Annotated in this window: 23 protein-coding genes; 14 read left to right on the forward strand and 9 right to left on the reverse strand. The window is 65.1% G+C overall.

From position 1 onward, the window contains the following. The first annotated feature begins 3 nt into the window (after window positions 1-3). Complete coding sequence (locus OVA31_RS10295) at window positions 4-1,623, forward strand: long-chain fatty acid--CoA ligase (protein WP_267630997.1); 1,620 nt, start codon at window positions 4-6, stop codon at window positions 1,621-1,623. A 29-nt stretch (window positions 1,624-1,652) separates the two neighbouring features. Next, on the forward strand, window positions 1,653-2,135 hold the full coding sequence (locus OVA31_RS10300; RefSeq protein ID WP_267630998.1) for a hypothetical protein: 483 nt from the start codon (window positions 1,653-1,655) through the stop codon (window positions 2,133-2,135). A 21-nt stretch (window positions 2,136-2,156) separates the two neighbouring features. Here the strand turns inward: OVA31_RS10300 and OVA31_RS10305 are convergent, their stop codons facing one another. After that, window positions 2,157-3,455 (reverse strand): lipase family protein, encoded by a 1,299-nt coding sequence (locus OVA31_RS10305; RefSeq protein ID WP_267630999.1) that lies wholly within the window; start codon window positions 3,453-3,455, stop codon window positions 2,157-2,159. 203 nt (window positions 3,456-3,658) lie between these two features. Here OVA31_RS10305 and OVA31_RS10310 point away from each other — a divergent pair, with 203 nt between their 5' ends. Both OVA31_RS10310 and OVA31_RS10315 read left to right on the forward strand, forming a co-directional pair. Continuing rightward, window positions 3,659-3,943, forward strand: a complete 285-nt coding sequence (locus OVA31_RS10310) for a hypothetical protein (RefSeq protein ID WP_267631000.1) — start codon at window positions 3,659-3,661, stop codon at window positions 3,941-3,943. 80 nt (window positions 3,944-4,023) lie between these two features. Next, complete coding sequence (locus OVA31_RS10315; protein ID WP_267631001.1) at window positions 4,024-4,497, forward strand: PASTA domain-containing protein; 474 nt, start codon at window positions 4,024-4,026, stop codon at window positions 4,495-4,497. Window positions 4,498-4,571: 74 nt separating this feature from the next. On the opposite strand, the gene OVA31_RS10320 is transcribed toward OVA31_RS10315, so the two are convergent. Next, the gene (locus OVA31_RS10320; protein WP_324290209.1) at window positions 4,572-5,561 is read right to left on the reverse strand and encodes a class I SAM-dependent methyltransferase; all 990 of its coding nucleotides are present in this window, start codon (window positions 5,559-5,561) and stop codon (window positions 4,572-4,574) included. Here OVA31_RS10320 and OVA31_RS10325 point away from each other — a divergent pair. Next, window positions 5,457-6,128, forward strand: coding sequence for a TetR family transcriptional regulator (locus OVA31_RS10325; protein WP_267631003.1), 672 nt, complete (start codon window positions 5,457-5,459; stop codon window positions 6,126-6,128). The two genes, OVA31_RS10320 and OVA31_RS10325, sit on opposite strands and share 105 nt — an antisense overlap. Before the next feature lie 300 nt (window positions 6,129-6,428). Here the strand turns inward: OVA31_RS10325 and OVA31_RS10330 are convergent, their stop codons facing one another. Continuing rightward, entirely contained in the window at window positions 6,429-6,965 is a 537-nt protein-coding gene (locus OVA31_RS10330; RefSeq protein WP_324290210.1) for an XRE family transcriptional regulator, read from the reverse strand. Window positions 6,966-7,059: 94 nt separating this feature from the next. On the opposite strand from OVA31_RS10330, the gene OVA31_RS10335 reads away from it, so the two are divergent. Together OVA31_RS10335 and OVA31_RS10340 are read left to right on the forward strand one after the other, a co-directional pair. Beyond that, window positions 7,060-8,217, forward strand: a complete 1,158-nt coding sequence (locus tag OVA31_RS10335; RefSeq protein ID WP_267631005.1) for an aminotransferase class V-fold PLP-dependent enzyme — start codon at window positions 7,060-7,062, stop codon at window positions 8,215-8,217. A gap of 15 nt (window positions 8,218-8,232) precedes the next feature. Continuing rightward, window positions 8,233-9,744: a Na+/H+ antiporter NhaC family protein gene (locus OVA31_RS10340; RefSeq protein WP_267631006.1), complete on the forward strand. Its 1,512-nt coding sequence runs from the start codon at window positions 8,233-8,235 to the stop codon at window positions 9,742-9,744. A gap of 66 nt (window positions 9,745-9,810) precedes the next feature. Here OVA31_RS10340 and OVA31_RS10345 read toward each other — a convergent pair whose 3' ends face one another. The 3 genes from OVA31_RS10345 to OVA31_RS10355 form a co-directional block, all read right to left on the reverse strand. Further along, on the reverse strand, window positions 9,811-10,188 hold the full coding sequence (locus OVA31_RS10345) for a hypothetical protein (RefSeq protein WP_267631007.1): 378 nt from the start codon (window positions 10,186-10,188) through the stop codon (window positions 9,811-9,813). Next, window positions 10,181-10,912, reverse strand: coding sequence for a hypothetical protein (locus OVA31_RS10350; RefSeq protein WP_267631008.1), 732 nt, complete (start codon window positions 10,910-10,912; stop codon window positions 10,181-10,183). The genes OVA31_RS10345 and OVA31_RS10350 overlap by 8 nt, the downstream gene beginning before the upstream one ends. Window positions 10,913-10,986: 74 nt before the next feature. Continuing rightward, on the reverse strand, window positions 10,987-12,192 hold the full coding sequence (locus OVA31_RS10355; protein WP_267631009.1) for a hypothetical protein: 1,206 nt from the start codon (window positions 12,190-12,192) through the stop codon (window positions 10,987-10,989). A 470-nt stretch (window positions 12,193-12,662) separates the two neighbouring features. Here OVA31_RS10355 and OVA31_RS10360 point away from each other — a divergent pair, with 470 nt between their 5' ends. Beyond that, window positions 12,663-13,190 carry a hypothetical protein gene (locus OVA31_RS10360; protein WP_267631010.1) on the forward strand — a complete coding sequence of 176 codons (528 nt, stop codon included), beginning with the start codon at window positions 12,663-12,665 and terminating at the stop codon, window positions 13,188-13,190. Between the two features lie 636 nt (window positions 13,191-13,826). On the opposite strand, the gene OVA31_RS10365 is transcribed toward OVA31_RS10360, so the two are convergent. Beyond that, on the reverse strand, window positions 13,827-15,095 hold the full coding sequence (locus OVA31_RS10365; RefSeq protein ID WP_420714169.1) for a hypothetical protein: 1,269 nt from the start codon (window positions 15,093-15,095) through the stop codon (window positions 13,827-13,829). A gap of 674 nt (window positions 15,096-15,769) precedes the next feature. Here OVA31_RS10365 and OVA31_RS10370 point away from each other — a divergent pair. After that, complete coding sequence (locus OVA31_RS10370; protein ID WP_267631012.1) at window positions 15,770-16,723, forward strand: esterase/lipase family protein; 954 nt, start codon at window positions 15,770-15,772, stop codon at window positions 16,721-16,723. Between the two features lie 347 nt (window positions 16,724-17,070). Beyond that, window positions 17,071-17,772, forward strand: a complete 702-nt coding sequence (locus OVA31_RS10375; RefSeq protein WP_267631013.1) for a GNAT family N-acetyltransferase — start codon at window positions 17,071-17,073, stop codon at window positions 17,770-17,772. On the opposite strand, the gene OVA31_RS10380 is transcribed toward OVA31_RS10375, so the two are convergent. Continuing rightward, window positions 17,754-18,155, reverse strand: a complete 402-nt coding sequence (locus OVA31_RS10380) for a hypothetical protein (protein WP_267631014.1) — start codon at window positions 18,153-18,155, stop codon at window positions 17,754-17,756. The two genes, OVA31_RS10375 and OVA31_RS10380, sit on opposite strands and share 19 nt — an antisense overlap. A 250-nt stretch (window positions 18,156-18,405) precedes the next feature. Here OVA31_RS10380 and OVA31_RS10385 point away from each other — a divergent pair, with 250 nt between their 5' ends. The 4 genes from OVA31_RS10385 (at window position 18,406) to OVA31_RS10400 (ending at window position 23,845) form a co-directional block, all read left to right on the forward strand. Beyond that, window positions 18,406-20,139, forward strand: a complete 1,734-nt coding sequence (locus tag OVA31_RS10385) for a DUF3556 domain-containing protein (protein ID WP_267631015.1) — start codon at window positions 18,406-18,408, stop codon at window positions 20,137-20,139. Between the two features lie 36 nt (window positions 20,140-20,175). After that, the gene (locus tag OVA31_RS10390) at window positions 20,176-21,066 is read left to right on the forward strand and encodes a LysR family transcriptional regulator (protein WP_267631016.1); all 891 of its coding nucleotides are present in this window, start codon (window positions 20,176-20,178) and stop codon (window positions 21,064-21,066) included. Continuing rightward, a complete protein-coding gene (locus OVA31_RS10395; RefSeq protein ID WP_267631017.1) occupies window positions 21,063-21,968 on the forward strand; it encodes a serine hydrolase in 906 nt (301 codons plus the stop codon). Before OVA31_RS10390 ends, OVA31_RS10395 begins: the two co-directional genes overlap by 4 nt. Before the next feature lie 101 nt (window positions 21,969-22,069). Beyond that, window positions 22,070-23,845: a penicillin-binding transpeptidase domain-containing protein gene (locus tag OVA31_RS10400; RefSeq protein ID WP_267631018.1), complete on the forward strand. Its 1,776-nt coding sequence runs from the start codon at window positions 22,070-22,072 to the stop codon at window positions 23,843-23,845. Between the two features lie 133 nt (window positions 23,846-23,978). Here the strand turns inward: OVA31_RS10400 and OVA31_RS10405 are convergent, their stop codons facing one another. Beyond that, a complete protein-coding gene (locus OVA31_RS10405) occupies window positions 23,979-24,365 on the reverse strand; it encodes a VOC family protein (protein WP_267631019.1) in 387 nt (128 codons plus the stop codon). Window positions 24,366-24,479: the final 114 nt, after the last annotated feature.

Here is a 24,479-nt window from a genome sequence, read left to right on the forward strand (position 1 = left end):
TCAGTGCTGAGCACCATGCAAGACGCCCCCCTGTCGATCGCACAGCTGCTGCGCCACGGCAGCACCTTCCACGGCACGGCGGAGGTGGTGACCTGGACCGACGCCGGCGCTCGACGACGCAGCTACGCCGAGGTCGGTCGCCGGTGCGCGCAACTCGCCCACGCTCTGCGCGGCCTGGGCGTCACCGGCGACGAGCGGGTGGCGACGTTCATGTGGAACAACGCCGAACACCTCGAGGCCTACCTCGCAGTGCCGTCGATGGGCGCGGTGCTGCACACCCTCAACATCCGGCTGTTCCCGGAGCAACTGGTCCACGTCGCCAACCATGCCGAAGACCACGTCGTCATCGTCGACGCCACGCTCGTCCCGTTGCTGGCGCCGCAGCTTCCGCAGCTGACGACCGTCAAGCACCTGATCGTCACCGGAGACACCGACGGCATCGACGTCCCGGACGGCATCCAGGTGCATTCGTATGACGCGCTGATCGCCGACCAGCCAGAAGAGTTCGACTGGCCCGAGGTCGACGAACTGTCGGCCGCGGCAATGTGTTACACGTCCGGCACCACCGGCGACCCGAAAGGCGTTGCCTACTCGCACCGTTCGATCTACATGCACTCCATGCAGGTGTGCATGACCGACGGGCCGGCGCTCAAGCAGGGCGACCGTGCGCTGGCGGTGGTTCCGCAGTTCCATGCGATGTCGTGGGGACTTCCCTATGCGGCGTTCATGATCGGCGCATCACTGATCATGCCCGACCGATTCTTGCAGCCCGAACCCCTTGCCGCACTGATCGAAGCCGAACGACCCAACTTCTCAGCCGCCGTGCCGACCATCTGGCAAGGGCTGCATCAGTACTTGGAGCAGCACCCGCAGGACATCTCGTTCATGCACGACGTCCTCATCGGTGGGTCCGCGGTGCCGCCGTCCCTGATGCACACCTTCGACAAGGACCACGGCGTACAGGTGCTACACGCGTGGGGGATGACGGAGACGTCGCCGCTCGGCTCGGTCGCACGTCCGCCTGCCGATTCCGAGGGTGAGGAGCGGTGGCGCTACCGCTACACGCAGGGCCGGTTCCCGGCGTCGGTGCGGGCGCGGCTCGTCGACGACGACGGCCAGGTGGTGCCCAACGACGGCGAGAGCATCGGCGAGCTCGAGGTCCGCGGACCGTGGATTGCCGCCTCCTACTACGGGGTCGACGCGCCGGACAAGTTCCAGGACGGCTGGCTGCGCACCGGCGACGTCGGATCCATCACTCCCGACGGGTATCTGACCCTCACCGACCGCACCAAGGACATCATCAAATCCGGTGGCGAATGGATCTCGTCGGTGGATCTGGAGAACGCCGTCATGGGACACCCGGACGTCATCGAGGCCGCGGTGATCGGGGTGCCGGATCAGAAGTGGGACGAGCGCCCGTTGGTCGCGGTGGTCCTGCGCGAAGGCTCCGACGCCACGGTCGACACGCTGCGAGAGTTCTTGTCCGACAAGGTCGCCAAGTGGCAACTGCCGGAGAACTGGACGGTGATCAACGAGGTGCCGAAGACCAGCGTCGGCAAGTTCGACAAGAAGCGTCTGCGATCGCAGTTTCAAGAGGGGAACCTCGACGTCACGCGGGTCTGAGGCCAGAGCACCGTCCGAAAGGCGCACTGGTGGAGCTGTTCGTCGCATTCTGCGGCTACGTCGGGGCATGGCTGCTCGTGGCCGGGCCGATGTATCAGGGAGCGCTCGAGCTGAGTGAAGAGCAGATCGACCGCGGAACGATCCGAGAGCAGTCGCTGGCGATTCCCCATCAGGATCGGGTGTCGCCGTGGTGGTGGCTGCTGCCGCCGGTCGCTTATGTGCTCATTCATCGCGCGCAGGAGAGGTGGCGACAACAGGTGACGGCGGCCCTGACGCTGGAACAGCGGGAGCAGTTCGTGTCGTACGCGAACAAGGCCACGGGCTGGTTCATCGTCGGCGCCGGTGCCGCACTGATCGGCATCAAGGAGGCCTTCGAGCTCGTCGAGGCACTCGAGTGGCCGGGGTGGGTCACGATCGTGCTCTGTGCAGTTGCCGGCGCTCTGGCCATCGCATACACGACCGGACGTATGCACCGAACCGATCGTGTTCTGCACCTGGAAGACTCGGCCTGACGCGACGCTCTCTGCGCTCGGTCAGGCTGCCGGCCGCTCATCGTCGGTCACGGTGCTCTCACGATCCGGCCGTGCACGTCCCGCACCGAGGAGCTTCGCCCAGCGCGGCGGCCGTTGCCCGGCCACTGCCGTCACCGTCTTGTCCTGTGCCGGCCGCCCGTCGAGCCGATTCGCCAACCAGGACACCGCCAACGGACCCGACAGCGGTAGCAACGAGTAGTGCTCGCTGAGCTGATCACGCACATAGGTCACCTGCACGCCCTGCTCGCGGTAGCGCTCGACCTGGCCGTCGATGTCGTCGACGCTGATCACCTCGTCGTGCACCGCCTGCACCACGAGCAGCGGGATCGTCGGGGCGTGCGTGCCGAGTTGCAGGTCGTTCATCATCTCGACGATCTCGGGGCGGGCGAGCACGTCGGCGAGCGGGATGTCGAGGAAGCTGTCGATGTCGTGATTCTTGAAGCGTCGCAACGCTTCCACTGTGGGCATCTCGGCGATTTCCGCGAGATGCCGGCGCCCACTTTCGGTGGCGTGTTCGACGATCACGCGGTCGAGCTGCGGGTAGACGCGTCGTAGTCCCTCGATGGCCATCACCGGCAGCCCGGTGTGGAAGCCGCCGTTCAGGCGCATCAGTGCAGATGCCATGTCCCCCACCGGGGAGCCGAGAACCGCGCCGATGAGATTCAGCTCCGGTGCGTACGTCGGCGCCATCTCGGCAGCCCACGACGTCGCCATGCCACCGCCCGAATAGCCCCACAGGCCGACCGGTGTGTCGAAACGGAACTGGAAGTCGTTGAACGACAACGCCGCACGGATGCCGTCGAGAGTACGATAGCCGGGCTCACGCGGGGCACCCCACGCGCCGAGCATGCCCTCGTGGTCAGGGATCGCCACCGCCCAGCCCTTGGCCAGCGCACGGCGGACCACCAGGAACTCGAACGGCGCAATCGCTTTGGCCGCCGACGCGCCCTTGCGCAGTGCATACGACGGAAAGCACTGCGAGGTGACCGCGTCGATCGCGCACTGAAAGGACAGAAGTTGGAATTGGCCGTCGCGCGCACGTTTGCGCGGCATGACGACCGTGGTGGCCGCGACGCCCGCAGTGCCGTTCAGGTCGGTCGACCGGTACAGCAGCTGCCACGCCCGGCTGCGGTGATGTGACGCCCAATAGTCCTTGAGCTCGACCTGCCGCGACCGGATGATCTCGCCGGGCCGCATGGCGTGAAGGCCCGCAGGCGCGTCGTAGAAGGAGTCGTGGGTGGGGAGCACCAACGGGACGGCAGCATCGCCGCTCGATATGTGGTCAACGTGTGTGGCCATGGCCGCCCCCTGTTCCAAGCCTGGGTGGTCGCCGTCGGACGGACTTGCCCGAGCCGATACCTAAGCAAACGCTTACATGGCATTCCAACATTCTCGGGTTGGTGACCATTCCGTCGGGTCACCTGACAACGCTGCGACCTGCTGTAACTGTCGGTATGTCCTGCGACGATGTCCCCAACACGACGATCGCGAGGAGCGACGAGATGGCCAAGTCAGATGGTGGCAACAAAGGCGCGGGCGCCCTGGTGATCGTGGTGCTCATCATCATCGCCGTGGTGGTGAAGTTCTGGTACATCTTTGCCGCGGCCGCAGCCATCGGGCTACTGGTGTTTGCCACGTCGAAAGTGATCAAGGCCCACGACGCTCGGCGGGCTGTCGAGCGGGCGCAACGTACCGCACTGCTCGAACGCTGCGAGCGGGAGAACACGGCCTACAACCAGGACCCGGACAGCTACCTCAGGCGGTTCGAGGGGGATCTGGGGCTCTGATCGGGCTGGAGCGTAACGCGGATCACACCCTCGGGTCGATACAGAGGCACACAGAGATGCTCGTCGACCGAGGAGAGCGCATGACGCACGTCCGGAAGACCGCTGGTGCAGCGGCAGGAGCCCTGCTGATCGCTCTCGTGATCGCTGGATGCGGCGGAGGTGGAGACACTGCGTTGACCACCACCGTGACCGAGACAGCGACTGCCGCGGTATCCACTGAGACGGAGGCATCGACTGCTGCGCCCCCGACCACCGAGCCCCCGACGACCGAGGCGCCGCCACCGATGACGCAGGCGACCGCAACCACGGCACCTCCCGAAGAACCGGCGATCATGCCAGACGTGGTGTGCATGAATCTGCAGGACGCGCAGGACGAGATCCAGGACGCCGGAGTCTTCTTCTCTCGGAGCACCGATGCAACGGGCCAAGGGCGATCCCAGATCCTGGACCGGAACTGGGTTGTGGTCGCTCAAACACCCGATCCGGGAACGGCGATCGGTGAGGGTGACGCCGTGCTGTCGGCGGTCAAGATCGGTGAGTCGGATTCCTGCTGAAGGCGGGCTTTGCCCAGAGTCTCCCTGGAGGTCGACCATGCGGACCTGCCGGATCAGCAAGTGCCCGGCCGACGCTATGCGCGCGTACCGAGAGCTACATGCGCGGACATCGGGAGATCTAGTGCGCCGTGGCCGTCACGGTATTGCTCGGTGAGTCCGGCGACTGTGGCGCGCAGCGCCGTCTCCTGTGCGGATGACATCGCGCGGTACGCAGCGGCCAGCGGTGGCGCCAGACTCAACGCCATCGTGATGTGTTGGTCGGTATCGCGGTAATGCCTTGTTGCGCTGAGTGTCTGGACGTCGATATCGACGAATCCCGCATCGGTGAACCGACCTCGCAGATCGTGCGGATCAGGCAGTGAGAACGGCTCGCCCGGGTTGATCGGCGGGCCGCCGCAGACCAGGCCCAGTGACATCGCGCCCATCCCGACGGTGGTCAGCCAGGGGTTCTCGGTGAACGGACCCCAGACGGCGGTGACGAACCGGCCACCGGGTCGCAACACGCGGTGGATCTCGCGCAGGGCCCGATCGGGATCGGATGCCATCATCAATCCCATGCGGAACACGACGGTGTCGAAACTGTGGGCGACGAACGGTAACTCGTGTACATCGACGTCGGCGGCGACTCGGGCGTTGAGTACGTCAGCGAGTCGGGCGCGTTGCACCTCGTTCATCGAAGGAGCGACGTCGGAGGCGGTGACGGTACCGTCCGGACCCACCCAGTCTGCGAACTGTGCGGCGAGTTCTCCGGTGCCAGAACCTAATTCGAGAACGGTGTGGCCATTCAAAGGTTCGGCGGCAGAGCGTATACGGGATGTCAGATCGGACTCGATGCCTTCGATCTCGGCGGCGAACCGAGACCAGCCGATGGCGACCCCGTCCCAGAGTGATGCTGTTGATTGGTGCGTTCCGGAAGTATCCATGACGGAACTCCGATACATTAGAAGTATATTGAATACATGGGAAGTGTACTTAATGTGACTGGCGCAGGTCAAGAGGCTCGCAAGTACCAATCGGCGCACCGTGCCGATCAAGCGCGGGAGACGCGTCGTGGCATCCTGCATGCGGCGCGCGGCCTCTTCATCGAACAGGGCTACGCACGGACCACAATCGTGGAGATCGCCCGAGCGTCGGGAGTGTCAAAGGAGAGCGTGTACGCGATCTTCAAGAACAAACCGACCATCCTGAAATGCGTGTGGGACATCACCATCGGCGGCGACGACGAGGACGTCCTGTTTCACGAACGGCCCGCCATCGCCCAGATCCGGGCCGAACCTGATCTGGCGCGTCGACTCGAGATGCAGGCGGTTCTCAACACGGAGACATCTCGGCGCATCACGCCTTTCATGATGGCGCTGCGGGGCGCCGCCGGCGCCGACACTGCCGCGGCCGAGATGCTCGCCGAGATCGATCGGCAACGCTACGAGGGACTCGGGTTCATGGCCCGCGAAGCCGCGGCGACGGGGCAGATGGCGATCAGCGAGGACGAATGTCACGACCTGATGTGGGCAACCACCGACGGGGTGTTGTGGCACCGGCTGGTGGTGGAGAGGGGTTGGAGCGACGAACGATTCGCGACGTACATGATGACCTTGTGGAAGGCCGCGATGCTTGTCGGTCCCGACCACTGATCTCAGTGACATGGCCTTTGTGACCAACGACCTCGCTGCCTTGTTCAACGTAGCCGGCGACCCACAGCCACCGCGCATCGCCAGGGCGCATGTTCGAGGCACGGCGGCATCGCCGACAACTCGGGCGACGGCGAAGATGGCAGGGGCAGTGCGAAATTCGGTAGCGCAGCACTCGGCGACGACGCCGGCGCCGTCGGTATCGCGACGATCGGCAGCTCAATACTTCCGGCACTCCTGTTCGCCAGCTGACTGCGTCTCACCGCCGTACGCGAACTTCTGAGACCTCGATCTCTCGCGCCGTCAGAAGCTCGGCGGCGACGCCAACACGAGAAACACTGTGCGATCACCGGATTCATTCAGATACCGATGCGGCAGCCGCGAATCGTAGGTAGCGCTGTCGCCTGTCTCGAGCTCGATCCGCTCCCCAGCGACCTCGACCACCATCGAACCGCTCTCGACGACCACACACTCACTTGCCGGGTGTGCGTGCGGTTCTCGACTGGACACGTCGTTGGGCTCCAGCCGACCACGCAGAACCTCGAGCGTCGCGCTCGGCGGCGAGAGCTTCTCGTAGGTCAGGGAACCCGTCGGTGTGGTGACCGAGGCACGGTTGCCGGCACGCAGCACGTTCACCGGACTCGGCGCACCATCCTGGAACAGGTCGAACAGGGGCACCCCGAGCGCCTCGGCGATCCGACGCAACGTCTCCAGGCTGGGATCGGCCCGACCGTTCTCCACCTGGCTGATCAGGCCCTGCGAGACACCGGCCAGCTCGGCGAGCTGCACCATCGTCAGCCCACGCGTCTTGCGCACCTCGCGAATCGTCGTACCAAGCACATGTGCATCATGGCAGGTGACAGGGCCGCTCAACTCACCGACTCTGATTAATACTCCTATTGACAGGGTTAATACCGTGCCGCACCATTGGCCAATGACATCAGTCCAGGAGGCCACCACACCGGCAACCGACCAGCTCGCCGACTTTCGCAGCCGGTTCCCCCACCTCGACGACACCGTCCATCTCGCCAGCTGTAGCCAGGGCGCGTTGTCGATCGATCTCCAGCGTCGACTGCAGGACATGCAGGACGATCTGATCGCCGATCCGGCCCCCTGGGGACGCTGGATGGAGCTCGTCGAGACGCTTCGTGCACGGTTCGCGGCCCGGATCGGGGCATCGCCGGAGCAGGTCGCCATCGCGCCGAACGCCTCGATCGCCGCCTTTCAGGTCCGCACCACTATCGCGACGCGCGGCAACAAGGCGCTGCTGACCAGCGACCACGAGTTCCCGTCGGTGGGCCACGTGTGGCGCGCCTCCGCCGACGGCACCCCGATCCGGTCAGTGCCGGCGGACGACTTCCTGTCCGCCTCCGCGTGGTCGTCGCAGATCGACGACACCGTCGGGGTCGTATCGGCGCCGCTGGTCTCCTACGTCAACGGCACTCGCCCACCGGTCCGCGCCATCTCCGACGCCGCCCACGCTGCAGGCGCGCTGATGTTCGTCGATGCCTACCAGGGCAGCGGCGTGGTGCCCTACACCGTCGACGAGCTGGGCTGCGACTTCCTCGTCACCGGCGTGCTCAAGTACATGCTCGGCCTTCCCGGACTGGCCTTCCTCTACGTTCGCCATCCCGAAGATCTCGACAACCCGGCGCTGACCGGGTGGTTCGGCCGCAGCAACCCGTTCAACTTCGATCCGACCTACCTCGAAACGCCTTCCACTGCTGCGAAGTTCGAGACCGGAACACCCGGAGTGCCGTCGGTGTACGCAGCGCTCGGTGGTCTCGACGCGCTCGACACCGTCGACGCGCAGGTCGGCTGGGCTCACGTGCAACGGTTGGCCGAGCGCACGGCCACCGAACTCCGCGATCTCGGTGAGCAGGTCGATCGACCCGAGGATCCGGCGTTCTCAGGCCCGCAGGTCGCGATCATCGACGAGGATCCCGACACCCTCGCGGCGTGGCTGCTCGCCGAGCACCGCATCAGCACCGCACCACGTGGTCGGCGCCTGCGAATCTCGTTCCACTACTACAGCACCGACAACGACGTCGACAGTATCGTCCAAGCGCTCGCGGCCTACCGCCGCCGCTGAAATCGGGAGTCCCCCATGGAAACCACCCCAACCGACGACCGTCTCGAGTTCCGCGGCGGCAAGTACGTCGCGTTCGTGGCGCCGGTCATCTTCCTCGTCGGCGTCATCTCGTACTTCGTGGCGTTCAACGTGTTCGACATGACCGCACTCACCGCATCCGGGCTCGTCGGTCTGATGTTGGGTGCGCTGCTCGCGCGGAACTATTCGAGCTATTGGAATGCCGCCCTGCGTGGCCTCTCCTCCCCCACGGCGAGCACATTGCTGATGATCCTGCTGGCCGTCAGCCTCTTCTCGATGCTCTTGAGCGCGTCCGGTGCCGCCAACGGATTGATCTGGGCGGCACAGGAAGCCGGTGTGTCACCGGCGCTGTTCCCGGCCATCGCGTTCGTCATCGCCGGCGTGATGTCGATGTCGACGGGAACGTCCATCGGGACATTGTTCACCGCGTTCCCCGTGATCTTCCCCGCCGGCGTGGTGCTGGGTGCTCATCCGCTCCTGCTGGCGGGGGCGATCCTCTCCGGAGCCCTGTTCGGCGACAACCTGGCGCCCATCTCCGATTCGACCGTGGTGTCGTCGGCGACGCAGCGCTTCCGCCGCAAGGAGGGTGTCGCCGACATCGCAGGCGTCGTGCGCTCTCGCACTCGCTATTCGCTGCCCACCGCGGGCATCACGCTCGTGCTGTACGTCGTCATCGGGCTGATCCTCACCACCGACTCTGGCGCCTCCGCCACGCCCACCGACGTGGGACCGAAGCCGCTGCTGATGCTCATCGCCGTGGTTGCCCTTCTCGCCGTGGCCTTCTGGAAGCGGGATCTGTTCCTGGCGACCACCTGCGGTCTGGTCGTAGGCACGGTCATCGGTCTGGCATCGGGGCTCATCACGCCTGCCGACATCATCTCGTCGAAGGACGACGCCGCCACCGGCTTCCTCGTCGACGGCATCACCGACGTGCTGCCGCTCATCGGCCTCGGCATCATCGTGTTCGCCATCATCGGCGTGCTCGAGGGCTCCGGTGTCTTCGACGCCATCGTCGATGCGATCACCGGCTCACGTCTCACAAATACCGCACGTGGCACCGAGACCGCGATCGCCGTCGGCGCCATCGTCTCCGGCGGGCTGTTCGCTGGCGTCAACGGTCCCACCATGATGTTCTACGGACCACTCGTCGACCGCATCGGCTCGCGAGCCCGCCTCCATCCGTATCGTCGCGCCAACATCATGGACTGCAACGTCCTCGGACTGGGATCGGTTGTGCCGGTGGTCAGTTCCTTCCTCCTGATCGCGAGCCTGCTGACCGAAGGTGCGAACCAGGTGTCGGCACTGGCGATGTTCACGGTCACGTTCTATCCGCTCGTCCTGACAGTCGTCATGGCGATATCGATCGCCACCGGTTGGGGACGTCGGTTCGAGGGTCCGGATGGGATGGCGGTGCGTGAAGATGCGGAGGCGCGGGTGGCTGATGGCGCGACCGCGGAGGTACTCCAACAGGAGGCGACCTCTGTCCGTCAACAGGTCGCTGCCAACTGACGGCGCCTGGCCGCGTGTGAGCCACGGGTTGAGCTCGCTGACGGGCTGTGCATCTGCCTGCACGAATCAACGGCTTCCGACCGACCCGCCCTGCCGTTGCGACCAACCAGAAAGCTCGGCCCGGAACTGCTTGCCTGTCCACTCCACGATGCGGTCCCAATCATCAGGGGGCAGACGAGAGATTCGGTCCACATTCCGTGCGTGCCAATCGTCGACAGCCGACCGCACGCGTCGCTGGAACTCAGCCTGCATTACGCGATCATCGTCGAGGAACAGTGCGTAGTTGTCCGGCGCCCATCGCGTGGGCATCGGAAACAGCTCGTCCCTGAGTTCACCTTGATTCAGATCGTCAAGCACCCGGCGCAGTTCACCTGCCAGGGACGGATCACCTGCCACGTCGCGAAGGGCGTCACGATACTCCGGTGTCAGTTCGAGATCAGACATAACGGGCTGTCTCCTCCACGAGTGCCCCATTTCGAAGACGCGCGACTGCACGCTTGTCAGACAGTTCATCCCGCAGCTCTGGGTGACGGTGATAGAAGTCCAAAAGCCACAGCGTTGCCGGGGCGCCGAGACAAGTCTCATCGATACGTATCGACGGCTTGGCCGCAGACCACTGCACACGCGTGCCGGCTTGTGCGCTCCGCTTCGAGTCAACCAACGTGAGCTCGTTCATCGATTCCCATGCAATCTCAATCCGCTTGTCGTTTGCGGTGATCGCAATGGCGCTCGGTGACAGCACGAGAAAGTCGCGTCGGCTCCGTCTGCCCCGACCGTACAGCTCGAACAGACATAGTCCTCCGAGAATCAATCCAGCTGCCGGATATACGGTCGTGAATCCAGCACCTGAGACCGGAAGGCTCATCAGGCCACTCCACATCCCATACGTGAAAGCAAACGACGCGATTGCCAGTAGGACAGCCGATACGAGTTCCCGTTTCCGGAGCGCGATGTCTTGCCCCACGTGCGTGGCGCCGCCGATTACACAGGTACCGGCCAGATCTGGAGCTTCCTGTCGACGCAGAACTTGCGTGCGCGCATTCGAGGCGGCTTGCGCCAGCAGCCCCGCCGCGGCAGTGAGTCCCACCGCTCCGCCAAGCGGTTCGCTATTCGCGAACCCGACACAGGCGAGCACCAGAAACGCGGCCGAAAGCACCAGGGTTGTCACCGTGAGACGCGCGGCACGCGGCGAGCGTCTCGCTAACCATATGGGTGGTACGGGATAGATCGCCGCGCGATGATTCATCGGCATACCATCTGGCCGACGAGATTTCCGACCGTCCCGAAGAGCAAACCTCCACCGAACGCACGTGCGAATGCCTGTCGCGCGGCCAGTCCCTCGGGCGCCGTGGCGGTCACAAGCATGTCGCCTGCAAGGCTGACCCCACCCGTAGTCCCGGCCACGCACGCGTCATAGCCATCCTTCGCATTCGCGATATTGACGCCAGTGGAGATGATCGTCAACGCAGGCCCGGCGTTCTTCGCCCCGACCTCGAGCTTCGTTGCCTGCTCCGCACTCAGAAAAGGCAACCCGTCTGCGACATGCGGTTCCAGGGCAGCCATTCCCGCACCTGCCAAGGATTGGGCGACATTATCGGTACTCGGAACTGGGAGCTCGACCCCATCGACTTTTGCTACCGCCTTGCCATTCTTTTCCGTTACCACGAGCGGTGATTGGCCTTCGCGCATGAACGTGGTGGTGCTCGACCCGTCGGCATGTGTCGTCTTCGTCGAGAAGAGTCGTCCCTTCTCGTTGTACAAGTCGAAGGTATTTCCCTCGCCGCCCCGATGCACGTCGGTGTAGACCTGCTTGCTTCCGTCGAGCATGCCCAAGGTCGTGATCGTCTTTCCGTCCTTTGTCACGACCGCTTTGTCGACGATCGTGCCAATCATGTGCTCCTCGAGTTTGCTCTGTTGAGCCTTTCGTCCCCTCTCGTTCCACAGGTCGGGAACAACGTCGGCCGGAGCGTTTGCGTCGTCATGGAGGCTCGGCGCTTCGATACCGAACGCGACGCTCTGAACGAGAGATGCCTCGGCGAGTAGCCGATCGGTTTCCCCTAGCTCGACGAGTCGAGGATTTAGCTGATCTTGAAATCCCTGGGCGGCAAGCGACATCAACCGGGCCATGGCTGGCTTCATAAGTTTAGGCCGCACAAGGACCGTCCATACCTCATCAACGTAGAGATCCCCAGCCTCGATCACACGGACGAGGGAATCAATGGAACGCTTTCCGGCGTCCAACTCAGGACCCAAGCGCGCTGCGGCGGAAGCTGCCGTCCCATGGATACGATTGAGATCCCAGACCGCAGACAACGATCGTTCGGCCACCTCAGAGGCAGCGTCGGATGCCTCGCCCTTCCAGTCATTGTTGAACTGGTTCTGGAACGAGGCAACCTTGTATTCGACCTGCTGTGCCGCTTCTTCGATGTTCTCGCTGACTGCTGCCATTTCGGCACCAATACTTGAAAGGTGACTCGGATTCCACGTGCTCAATACGGCACGGCTTGGAATCATCGATCTGCCGCAATGTTGTCTAGACGGGAAGCCATCTCATCGTCGGTGACTTCAAACTCGCCGGCGGCGTTACGGACAGCGGCGCCCATCGCAAGGTAATCGCCTGTGACCTTCTCCAAAGGTCGGCGGATTACTCCGGCTGCCTTTGACGCAGCGTATGCCGTCGCGGATCCAGGCACACAAGCCGCCAACGACTCGTAGCGTACAGGTATCGACGCGTCCGAGATCGCTCGCGCTACCACCTCCGCGGACCCTGCGAACCCACGCAAGATTGCAGGATCTACCGAAACTCTCGACATTGTTCCCCCCAAGTCCATCGGCCTCGCCGTCGGAAGCATTGTAGTAGCTGCGGGCAGCAGGCGAGACGGGATGCGGCCCTCCCCCGTGCTGTCTTTGGTTTGATCGTGATTGTCGGGTCACGTCTCACAAATACCGCACGTGGCACCGAGACCGCGATCGCCGTCGGCGCCATCGTCTCCGGCGGGCTGTTCGCTGGCGTCAACGGTCCCACCATGATGTTCTACGGACCACTCGTCGACCGCATCGGCTCGCGAGCCCGCCTCCATCCGTATCGTCGCGCCAACATCATGGACTGCAACGTCCTCGGACTGGGATCGGTTGTGCCGGTGGTCAGTTCCTTCCTCCTGATCGCGAGCCTGCTGACCGAAGGTGCGAACCAGGTGTCGGCACTGGCGATGTTCACGGTCACGTTCTATCCGCTCGTCCTGACAGTCGTCATGGCGATATCGATCGCCACCGGTTGGGGACGTCGGTTCGAGGGCGCGGATGGGGTGCCGGTGCGTGAAGAGGCCGAGGTAGGCGCGAGGGACCTCGATGCAGTTGAAGTTCCGACTCCGTCGTCGAACGCCGAGACTGGTGCGGAACGAACCGCGGAGTTCGTCCCGCCGGAAGTTGCATCCCAACACTCGTGACCGGGTAACCCCGGCTGACGGGGTGCAACCGGCTCCGGCTACCACGTACCTGCGGCTGCAGGGCTGGGTTCGCTACGGGACGACCAAGTAATTGGAAGAGAAGTACGATAGGCCACTCCCGATGAAAGACAGTGCGTGCAAGCCTGATCCGGGATACATCGTGGTGTGCACAGGCTTGCCACCATTCGGCCCTGCTGTGACGGTGGCGGCAGGTCCTCGATACAACGTATCGAAGTCGACAGCGCTCCGGATCGTCACCCGACAAACAGCATTTCGCCTCCAGCCCGGTCCATCACCCACGAACCCCCGGGGTGTCAGAGTGATGAAGGCCTTGCCGCGCTGTTGGCGATCGAATTTGATCCCGACGTGGATCGGTCCACGACAACCACTGTTCCCGCCGACAGCCCAAACATCCTGGCTGTACTGGCTGATTCGAGGTGCCTCGTAGGGCTTGGCGCCGGCAGTGCCGGCGCCCACGAGCGACACGACGGCAGCTACTGCTGCGCACACCAGTACGATCAAACGACGGAACATGTCGGTCCTTTCAGTCAGGCTGCTGGACAGCGATGGTCGGTCGCGATCGTCCGGAATTGATGTTGGCGCTGATTCCAGGTATTCGTGAACTTCACGATGTGATCACGGCGCGGATGCCGCTTCCTGCGGCCAGTTCACCTCGCCGCCCGGGACGGCTGACCTGATCTGATCACTGTGTTGTTTGGTCATATTGCGCGCCGAATTCTCACCCTGCGGAGCACCTGCACCTAGCAACGCGTACGGTGCAACGGCTTCCTCCACCGACCAGTTGGCTTTCCAAGCTCCGACGGTGACGGTGACGTCACCTCGGTGGTTCACGACATAATCGACCGCTGGGAGTCGTGACTTTCGTGCGTCGTGCGCTGCGAGCCTGTATTCGAACTGGTTCCCACCAGACCCCGGAAGCGGCTTGGCGTTGGGCGCCTTCGGTTCATTCTGCTTCCAAGGGTCCTTCGGGTGAGCACCAGGGTCGCCCGCACCGAGCGCATATGCAAGTGCGCCACCGGCCGTGCCTCCCAGAACTGCACCGACAGCTGCACCTGCCGCACCTGCACCGGCAGCTCCAATTGCCGCACCTGCGGCAAAGCCTATTCCCGCGCCCGCGACGCCACCTATAGGGGCGCCGGGCGGCCCGAAGATCACCCCGTTGTATACCGCGCCCGCGACCGCGCCGACCCCAGTCCCGATCACTGCACCCCCGGCCGCACCCATCACCGCTGCCGGAATACCCAACGTGACGGCACCCGCAGTGCCACCGGTCATCACGCCGATGATCGTCGACGCCGCCTGACGCGACGCCTCATCCTCAGGCACCCCCACCGAAATCAAACCCTGGGCGATCTTGGCCTCACCATAAGCCGACCACTCATTGACCGACGTCACATCCCGCTGCGACATCCCCTTCGGAATATCAGACACAAAATTGCCGACACGAATCTTCTTCGGCGGCGGCGCAATCGGCCGCACCGGCTTCACCACACGCGGCACCCGCAACGGCTGCGACGGCAACGGCGTATACGCATCCTCATAACTCGTACCCGAATCCGGCGCCACATACGACTGATACGGCGCCTCCTGCGGCGGACCCGGAATCGACCCCGGCCCCGGGGTATAGGCAGGCGCCACCTGCGGAGTCGGCGTCGTCCCACCCTGCTCCGGTGCCGGCGCATCCGGTGTCGTGCCACCCTGCTGCGGTGCCGTGTCGCTCGGGCTCGTGCCGCCCTGCTCCGGAGCCGCCTGAGCCAAACCCGCACCCACACCCGCCGCAATCGACGCAGCCAACGCCGCCGAGGTCACCGACAACAACAACGGCGAACGACGACCCTCCAGATCATGACGATGCCGCGACCGGCGCTCAGATGCGTAAGCCATGATGTGAAAGTCCCCTCCGTGCCGACGGCCGGGGCGCAGAAGATGCGGTGCTGGTTCGCCCGCTTGCAATGCTGATCACTCGTCGCTGCCGCCCGACCTCATGTGGCCGGGTAGCTCGCCGTGGATCACGGCTTTCCCCCCGAAACAGCATCACAACTCCACCCCGACAATGCTCGGTCGCATATTACCCAGCGAATCTGTTCTCGACCGCGCGGGGTAGGCCGTCAGCACCGATCTTGACGTGCCGATACGCGCCGACCTGGAGACGCAAGCGATGAAGACCGCAGGAATTCATTTGATCGGACTACAGATCTCGACCGCCGGGCGGGTCACGGCACGGTATGCGTGCACAACCATCCATCGAAGTAGCCATCCGAGTTCAGTGCTCCCGCACCTCGTGCGAAAGGTTGGTCTCTACCTCCGGGCGGGGAAGGTCAATCTGACGGCCACCGGTGAATTGGCGGGTGCTCTCATTCCCGGGTGATTGGCGCTGCAGAATCAGCACCAAGTCCAATCGAACAACTGCTACCGAAAGGCTGGGCGCTGCCGCGGGAGCACAGAAAAGTGCGCAGCCTCGCAGATCCTGTCCCCAGACGATTGACTCTCAGTCGGCTCTCCGACCGACCGACCGCAAACTGACAACAGCTGTGTGCCCCATGCGCTATGGTCCGCCGATGCGCGCGCTCGTATCGATTTGGTTGACAGCTCTCGCTCTGGTCTTGGCGACGGGTCCGGCAACAGCCGTCCCATCCCTCGGCCCGGCAGGTGCACAACTGCCCGTCCCGAACAACTACTTTGCGGGCACATTCAACCAGCTCGCCGATCCCGACGGCGATCCACCGGGAACCAACGACTGGTCGTGCAAACCCAGTGCTCGCCACCCGAATCCGGTCGTGCTGGTGCATGGCGGGTTCGCCAATCGACAGCTCGACTGGGGCGTCTACGGGCCGGTCCTGCACAACGCGGGCTACTGCACGTTTGCCCTCAACTGGGGCGTGCAGGCCGGTGTGCCGAAACCGTTCAGCGGTATCGCAGGGCTGTCATCGATCGAGGCGGTCGGTGTGCCTGAGTTGTCGGCTTTTGTCCGCAAAGTCCTCGCCACAACGCACGCGTCCAAGGTCGACCTCGTGTCCCACTCGCTCGGCAGTCTGGTCACCGGGTACTTCATCCGCTACGGCGGTGGGCACACCGTCGTCGACAAATCGGTCTCGATCGCAGGCATCTACCAGGGCGTCGCCATCCCTCAAGAGGTCATCGACGCCAGCCCGCTGACCCGCGGCGGAAACTGCGCGCTCTGCCGAGAACCCGCAGCCGGATCGGCGTTCATCAAGAAGCTCAACGCCGGCGGTACCCCGTACGTGCCGGGCGTCGAATACACGAACATCGCGACCCGCTACGACGAGATGGCTGTGCCGTATACCAGCGGACTCGTGCCCGGGAAACCTGGTCAGCAGGTCACCAACATCGTTGTCCAGGACTCGTGCGCGCAGGACTATTCGGAGCATCAAGCGATCGCGGGCTCACACCGCACCACGGTGATGGTCCGGAACGCCCTGGATCCGGAACACCCGCAACGCGTGCCTTGCGAACTGGTGTTGCCGAGCGTGGGCAGCACGCCCGGTCGGTGACCTCACACTGCGACCCCGCCGCGACAGAATCGTCTTCGACGGGGTCACACGGCACGGCATCGTGCCGGTCGGTTCGTTGGCACACCCCGACTCACCGTCACGAGCACGTGAGCCGTCAAAGCACACACGCCGGCCGCGGTGGGTCGCGGTCTGTCCAACGTCAGCTCGGATCCGGCATCGTCACCCTCTCGGTCTGTGAGGTCCGGACGTCTGCGCCGGATCGCTCGTTCACCGTCGACACTGCCCCGCCGACCTTGGGCCGAAATCATCTGCGCCTGAGAGGAATCTGCGAACCTCAACCCAGGGTCCGCAAGTCGCCCAATTACGACACCGGGTATCGTCGAGCCGTGGAAAGCAGTACCTCCAGCCCACTCGACAACCCGGCACTGGCCGCCTTGGCCGGGCCCCACGCACGTTTCGCTGAGCGTCACGGCAACGCGGTGCGCTATCAGCCGGATGTCTGCCCGATGGCCGCACTCCCCGATAACCCGACCATCGACGACTGGGCCGACGCCGCCGCGCTCGTCGGGGCCGGCACCTCGATGTTCCTCCCCGTCGTCGACGTGACACCGCCCGCCGACTGGGGACTGCAGATGCGGATGCAGGGCGTGCAGATGGTCGACGACGCCGTCACGGCAGCGCCCGACGATGAGGCGATCGAACTCACCACAGACGACGTGCCCGAGATGCTCGACCTGGTCCGCCGTACCGAGCCCGGCCCGTTCCTCCCGCGGACCATCGAACTCGGCACTTACCTCGGTATCCGCCGTGGTGGGCGCCTCGTGGCCATGGGCGGTGAGCGCCTGCACCTACCGGGTTGGACCGAGATCAGCGCCGTCTGTACCGATCCCGACAATCGGGGCCAGGGGCTGGGCAGCCGACTGATTCGCGCACTCGCGCATGCCATCCGGCTCCGCGGCGAGGTGCCGTTCCTGCACGCCTCGGCAGCCAACACCAACGCGATCCACCTCTACGAGACGCTCGGTTTCGTCCTGCGTCGAGAGGTGATGTTCCAGTCCTTCATGGCGCCTCAGGAGATTCGCAGGTAGCTGAGCCCCGCGATCACCGCCGCCATCAAGGCCGACATCGCGAGCAGGAATCCCGGTCCGGCGTTCTCGTCGAGGATCGTCACGGCCGCGACCGCGGCGACCACCGCGATCCCGACCATCGCCAGCGCCAGCCGGCGGACCAGCACCCAGCGCAGCGGAGAGCGCGCGGCGACCAGGATGATCACGAGATACCCGGCGGTGTTCACCGATCCGATCAGCGCGCTGAACCCTGGACTGTGCGACACGTCCGCGAGTACCGGCACCACCGACAGCGCGAGCGTCGACATAACACCGGCCAACGCGAGGATGATCACCAAGACTCGCTCTCGACTGTCTTTGTCGCCCAGACTATTACGCGGTGGAGGGCCGTCGTCGGTGGTCATCTGGATTCTCACTCCCGGATTGTCACGCCCTTCACGCGTTCGCCCTCGACGAGGGCGTGAAGCTGACGTGTGGCGGTCTCAGCGTAGGCAGACGTCCCGACGAGAGGAGGGCTTCGCTCGCAACCCGCCGGCAGCAACCTCCGAACCACTACCAAGCACTTGCTTGGTTTGTTAGGCTCCCTCCTCGACACACGACATGCCGGCGAGTCCGGCCACGGCGATAAACGCACAGGTGACGAGGGCGAGAGCGATGGGATTCCTGAAGCAGACCACTCCCGAGATCGACTTCCCGACCTGGAGTCAGGGCACGCGGGCCGAGAAGATCAAGCCCATGGCCCGGCACTGGGCCGAGGTGGGCTTCGGGACGCCGGTCGCGTTGCACCTGTTCTACGTCGTGAAGATCGCGCTCTACATCCTGATCGCATGGGCGGTGGTCATCACCACGCCCGGCATCGACGGCTTCTTCGATGTGACGAGTTGGTACAACGAGCCGATCGTCTTCCAGAAGGTCGTGCTGTACACGATGTTGTTCGAGGTCGTCGGCCTCGGTTGCGGATTCGGACCGCTGAACAACCGATTCTTCCCGCCCATGGGATCGATACTGTATTGGTTGCGGCCCAAGACTATTCGTCAGCCACCATGGCCTAGTCGCATTCCGCTGACCAAGGGGGACTCGCGGCAACCGGTTGACGTGCTGCTGTACGCGGCGCTGCTGGTGATGCTGGTGGTCGCGCTGTTCAGCTCGGGTACGGGTGCGATCCCGGAACTCGACACCACCGTCGGCGTCCTGCCCGACTGGGAGATCTGGACCATCGTGGTACTGCTCGCTGCGGCGGGTCTGCGCGACAAGACCATCTTCTTGGCCGCTCGCGGGGAGGTGTACGGCGCGTTGACCGTCACGTTCCTGTTCGCCGGCGTCGACATGATCCTCGGCGCCAAGCTCATCTTCCTCGTCATCTGGATGGGTGCGGCAACATCAAAGCTCAACAAGCACTTCCCGTTCGTGATCTCCACGATGATGTCGAACAACCCGATCTGGCGGTCCCCGAAGATCAAACGAAAGTTCTTCGAGGACTTCCCCGAAGACCTCCGGCCCGGACGGCGGTCGCGATGGATCGCCCATTTCTCCACCGCCGTCGAAGGTCTCGTCCCGATCGTCCTGTTCTTCTCCGGCGGCGGCTGGCTGACCGCCGTCGCGGCGATCATCATGTTGATCTTCCACTTCGGCATCCTGTCGTCGATCCCGATGGGCGTACCGCTGGAGTGGAACGTCTTCATGATGTTCGGTGTGGTGGCGCTGTTCGTCGGACACTCCGACATCGGGCTCACCGACCTCCAGTCCGTCTGGCCGATCCTGCTGTTCCTCGTGTCGGCGGGCACCGTGATCATCGGAAACCTGATGCCACGCAAGGTCTCCTTCCTGCCGGGTATGCGGTACTACGCCGGCAACTGGGACACCAGCCTGTGGTGCCTCACGCCTGCGGCGTCGGCGAAGATCGAGAGCGGCATCGTCGCGATCGCGTCGATGCCGGCAGCACAACTCGAACGCTTCTACGGCAGCGCGGAGGCAGCGCAGATCCCGCTCTACATGGGATATGCGTTCCGCTCGTTCAACAGTCACGGCCGGGCGTTGTTCACGCTCGCGCATCGGGCGATGAACGGTCATGATGAGGGAGGCTTCGTGTTGACGGACGGTGAGCGGATCACCAGCACAGCGATGGGCTGGAACTTCGGTGACGGCCACATGTGCAACGAACAGCTGATCGCGTCGTTGCAGCGGCACTGCCGGTTCGAGCCCGGCGAGGTGCGAATCGTGATCCTCGACGCGCAGCCGATCCACCGGCAGACGCAGGAGTACCGGCTCGTCGACCCGGCAGTCGGCGAGTTCGAGCGGGGATTCGTGAAGGTGTCCGACCTCGTCACCCGGCAACCCTGGGACGACCAGATCCCGGTGACGGTGACGTGGCAGGCGGAGAGTCGGTGACGATTCTGCGGTAGCCGGTCGTGCCATCCTGAACACGTGGATCTGGTCAGACACCTGAGCTTCTTTGTCGCTGTCGCCGAGGAAGGACACTTCGGCGATGCGGCCGCACGGCTCGAGATGACGCAGCCGCCCGTGTCGCAAGGGTTGCGGCGGCTGGAGAAAGAACTCGGCGTGACCCTGATCCGCCGCACCTCGCGCGGCGCCGACCTCACGTCGGCCGGACGCGAGCTCCTCCCCCGCGCGCGACTCCTCGTCGACGACGCCAAACGCCTCTCGGCGGAGGCACGTCGACTGGCGGATCGCGCCGACGTCCTGCGTTGGGGCGCGGTGCTCCACCTCGGCGCGCCCCTCACGGCCGTGTGCGCGCAACAGGTGGCCTCGGCGACCACCGATCAGGACATGGTCACCGAGCCCGCGTCGGCGCTCGTGGCCCAGGTGATCGCGGGCAGCCTCGACGTCGCCGTCATCGACCATCCCTGCGTCACCGGCACCTTGGTGGCCGATTCGGTGGTTCGCCTTCCGCGATGGTTGGTGCTTCCTGCCGACCACGCCGCCGCCGGCGCCGCCCGGCCACGCCTCCGGGCGCTCACCGACCTGGCAGTGTGCCTGCCGCCACGGGCGTGGAACCCACCGGCCCACGATCAGATCGTCGACGGATTCCGCGAGCACGGGCTCGACTCGGCTGTCCGGCCCGTCACCTCCGACACCGAGCTGGTCGCGGCGGTGGCGGGCGGGTCCGCCTTCGGCCTGACGGCCCATCCGGAGCTGTTCGCAGCGGTCCCGTCGGTCCGCTGTGCCAGTGTGTCCACCGACGTCACGGCATTGCGGCTCAGGGTGATCCACAAGAGCCCGGACCATGCCGCGATCGCTGCAGACGTCACCGCGGCCCTGCGGAGCGAGGCCGACGGCGGCGGGCACCCAAAATGAACCCCGCGGAACGTGACCGGCTGACCGGAGAGGTGTCGGCGATCCTGGCCGACGCCGGGTGCGCGGGGTGGGTGCATGCGGTGTCGCTCGGCCGGCCCGATCACACATTCGGTGTCGGCGCCGACTCCCCCGTCGTCCTTGCCTCGGTGTACAAGCTGCCGCTGATGATCTCGCTGTGCCGCATGGCCGATCGCGGCGAGATCGACATGTCTGAGCAAGTCGAGGTGATGCCGGGCGAATGGTCGTCGGGAGCCACCGGCCTCGCGCTGCTCCACCACCCGGTACGGATGAGCTGGCGTGATCTGGCCACGTCGATGATGACCGTGTCGGACAACGTCGCCGCCGACGTCATCCTCACCCGCGTCGGTCTCGACGCCGTCCTTGCCGACCTGGCCGACCTCGAACTCGGCCGCACCCGCATCGTCGGCGGCATGCGTGAACTCCATGTCCGCCTGCAAAGTGAGACCGGGACCAGTACGATCGCCGAAGCCTTTGCCGTGCTGGCCGATCCGGATGTCGGCACTGCGGTATCCGCCTACGACGCCGCCTATTCGAGCGCCTCGACACCGCGTGACTGCACCGCACTTCTCGCCGCGCTGTGGCGCGACGACGTCGCATCCCCAGAGTCGTGTGCCTTGATCCGCGCGACGATGCGCCTGCAGGTGTTCACCTCACGACTCGCATCCGGGTTCCCGTTCCGCCACGTCGGCGTCGCCGGGAAGACCGGGACCCTCGCCGCGATCCGCAACGAGATCGGGGTGATCGAATTCCCCGGCGAGCACCCCGTCGCGATCGCGGTGTTCACCAAGAGTGCGCGCCCTGATCCGACCCTGCCCGAGGTCGATCGCGCCATCGGCCGTGTGGCGCGCGCGGTCGTCACCGAATTGCGTGTGCCGGCATGACAAATAGCACGGTTCCCCACCTGCGGTGATAGCGATTCGCTATCCGGCGTGGCCATGTCGCGACCTTGTTCGCGCGGTGCCATTCACGGTTGGCTGCAGTCATGACGCGGTGGATGGGGCTGTTGACGGTGTTGGCCGTGGTGTTCGGCGCGGCGGCCGGATGCTTCCTGCAGTCGGACTCGCCCGACGACACGCTGACCGGTTTTGCCGACGCGCTGTCGCGCGGTGACGTCGCGGCCGCGGCCGAGCACACCACTGATCCCGGCGCCGCGAGCGCAGCGATTCAGTCGATGCTCGACGGAATGGGACCCACAGCGAAGCTGACCGCGTCCGGCCGCATGATCGACGACAAGAAGGTCACCGGCACCGTCGACTTCGGCTGGACGATCCGCGACGATCGGTCGATGCGGTATCAGTCGACCGCCGTACTCGAGGAACGGGACTCGACGTGGCTCGTCCGCTGGCAACCCGATGTCCTGCACCCTTCGCTGCGCGACGGTCACACCTTCTCCTACAGCGACGACATGGACTACCGGACTCCGGTGCTCGACCGCAACGGCCGCCCGCTCATGACATGGCAACCCGTCTCACTGATCCAGCTGCATCGTGACCACCTCGACTCCGCCGACCGAGTCGCTCGGGTGCTTCGCACGGTGGAGCCCGGCATGACCGGCGACGGCATCCGCCGTCAGTTCACGGATTCGCCAGACGCCGAACAGACCGTGATCCGGTTGCGCTCGCGCGACCTCGCCGAGGTCCGGACTTCGTTGAAAGCCATTGATGGCGTGAGCTTCTCCGAGCAAGGCGCTCTCCTGAGTGCCACCCGCGCACTGCATTCACCCGCGATGACCGGCCTTGAGGAGAGCTGGCGCGACACCATCACAAGAACCGCAGGCTGGTCGGTCAGCCTCATCGATGCTCGCGGCACACCGACCGATGTCCTGAAACAGGTGTCACCGCAACCGACTCCGGCGCTCCGCACGGAACTCGACCGGGATATCCAGACCAACGCGCAACGTGCGGTCGATGTCGAACGGCGCCCGGCGGTGATCGTGGCGATCGCCCCCTCGACGGGCGCCATCGTGGCGGTGGCCCAGAATTCAGCTGCCGACCGAACGGGCGCGATCGCCCTCTCGGGTCTCTACCCACCGGGATCGACGTTCAAGACCGTCACCACCGCGGCCGGGTTGGCACGCGGAGCGGTCCGCCCGCAGACCGCACTCCCATGCCCGGGGCGGGCCACCATCGAGGGCCGCACCATCCCGAACGAGGACGACTTCGACCTCGGTCTCGTCCCGTTGTCCTCGGCGTTCGCCCACTCCTGCAACACCACCATGGGCGCCTTGGCCAACCGCCTGCCGGCAGACGCACTGCCCGGTGTGGCCCGCGAACTCGGCATCGGCGTCGACTATGTGATCCCCGGGATCACCACCGTCACGGGACGTGTACCCGCCGCCGACACTCCGTCACTGCGGGTGGAGAACGGTATCGGGCAGGGCACGGTGGCCGTGAGCCCCTTCGGCCTGGCCGTCGCCGAAGCCAGTCTCGCGCGCGGCGAGACCGTCACGCCCACCCTGATCTCCGGCAGGCGAACCACCACAGACTCGCCGACCCGGCGCCTGCCTGCCGATGTGGTCCGTGATCTGCGCAGCATGATGCGTCAGACGGTCGCATCCGGAACCGCCACCGCCCTGCGCGACGTACCCGGGCTGGGTGGCAAGACCGGAACCGCCGAATACGGGGACAACAAGAATCCGCACGGGTGGTTCGCCGGGATCGTCGGCGACCTCGCTTTCGCGACTCTCGTGGTCGGCGGCGGGTCGTCGGAGCCGGCCGTCTCCGTGACCGGTCGGTTTCTGCGGCCGCTCGTGTCGTAGCCGCCGGCCATCGTGAGGAGAGGCATTCACTGCGGCCCCGCCTACGAGCTCCCTCTGACACCCACAACAATGCGGTGGCAACCTTGCGGTCCCATCGACTCGTCCTGGCAGTGTGCTTGGTACGAAAGCGGCGTCAGCCGTCGAACCCGTGATGCACGGCCTCGACGTTGTTGCCGTCCGGGTCGCGCAGGAACACCCCGTAGTAGGTGGCGTGGTACTCGGGCCACACGCGGGGCTCGTGCAGGATGCTCGCGCCGGCTGCCCGGGCCGCCGCGAACACATCATCCACGGCCTCCCGGCTCGGGGCCGTGAGGGCCAGGTGGATGGGCCGGTGCCCGCTGTCGTCGAGCGGCCCGACCCAGAGGTGCGGAAAACCATCAGCGCCGGAGAGCCCGATCACCGGGCCGCCGTCACGGTCGTATCGCATGGCCTCGCGTACGCCGAGAGCGGCGAACACCGTGGTGTAGAAGTCGGCGGCACCGGCGGGGTCGGCGCACTGCAGGGCGACGTGATCGAGCATGGCAGGGAATCTACCGTCCACGACGTGCCGCTGGTCGGTGAACGCGCACGATCTCCGGGGCTGCGCGGCACCTGGTGGTGGCCGGTGATCCCCGGTCTTGCAAATGCTCGCGGA

Origin of the sequence: Gordonia sp. SL306 (assembly GCF_026625785.1) — a bacterium.
GTDB lineage: Bacteria > Actinomycetota > Actinomycetes > Mycobacteriales > Mycobacteriaceae > Gordonia.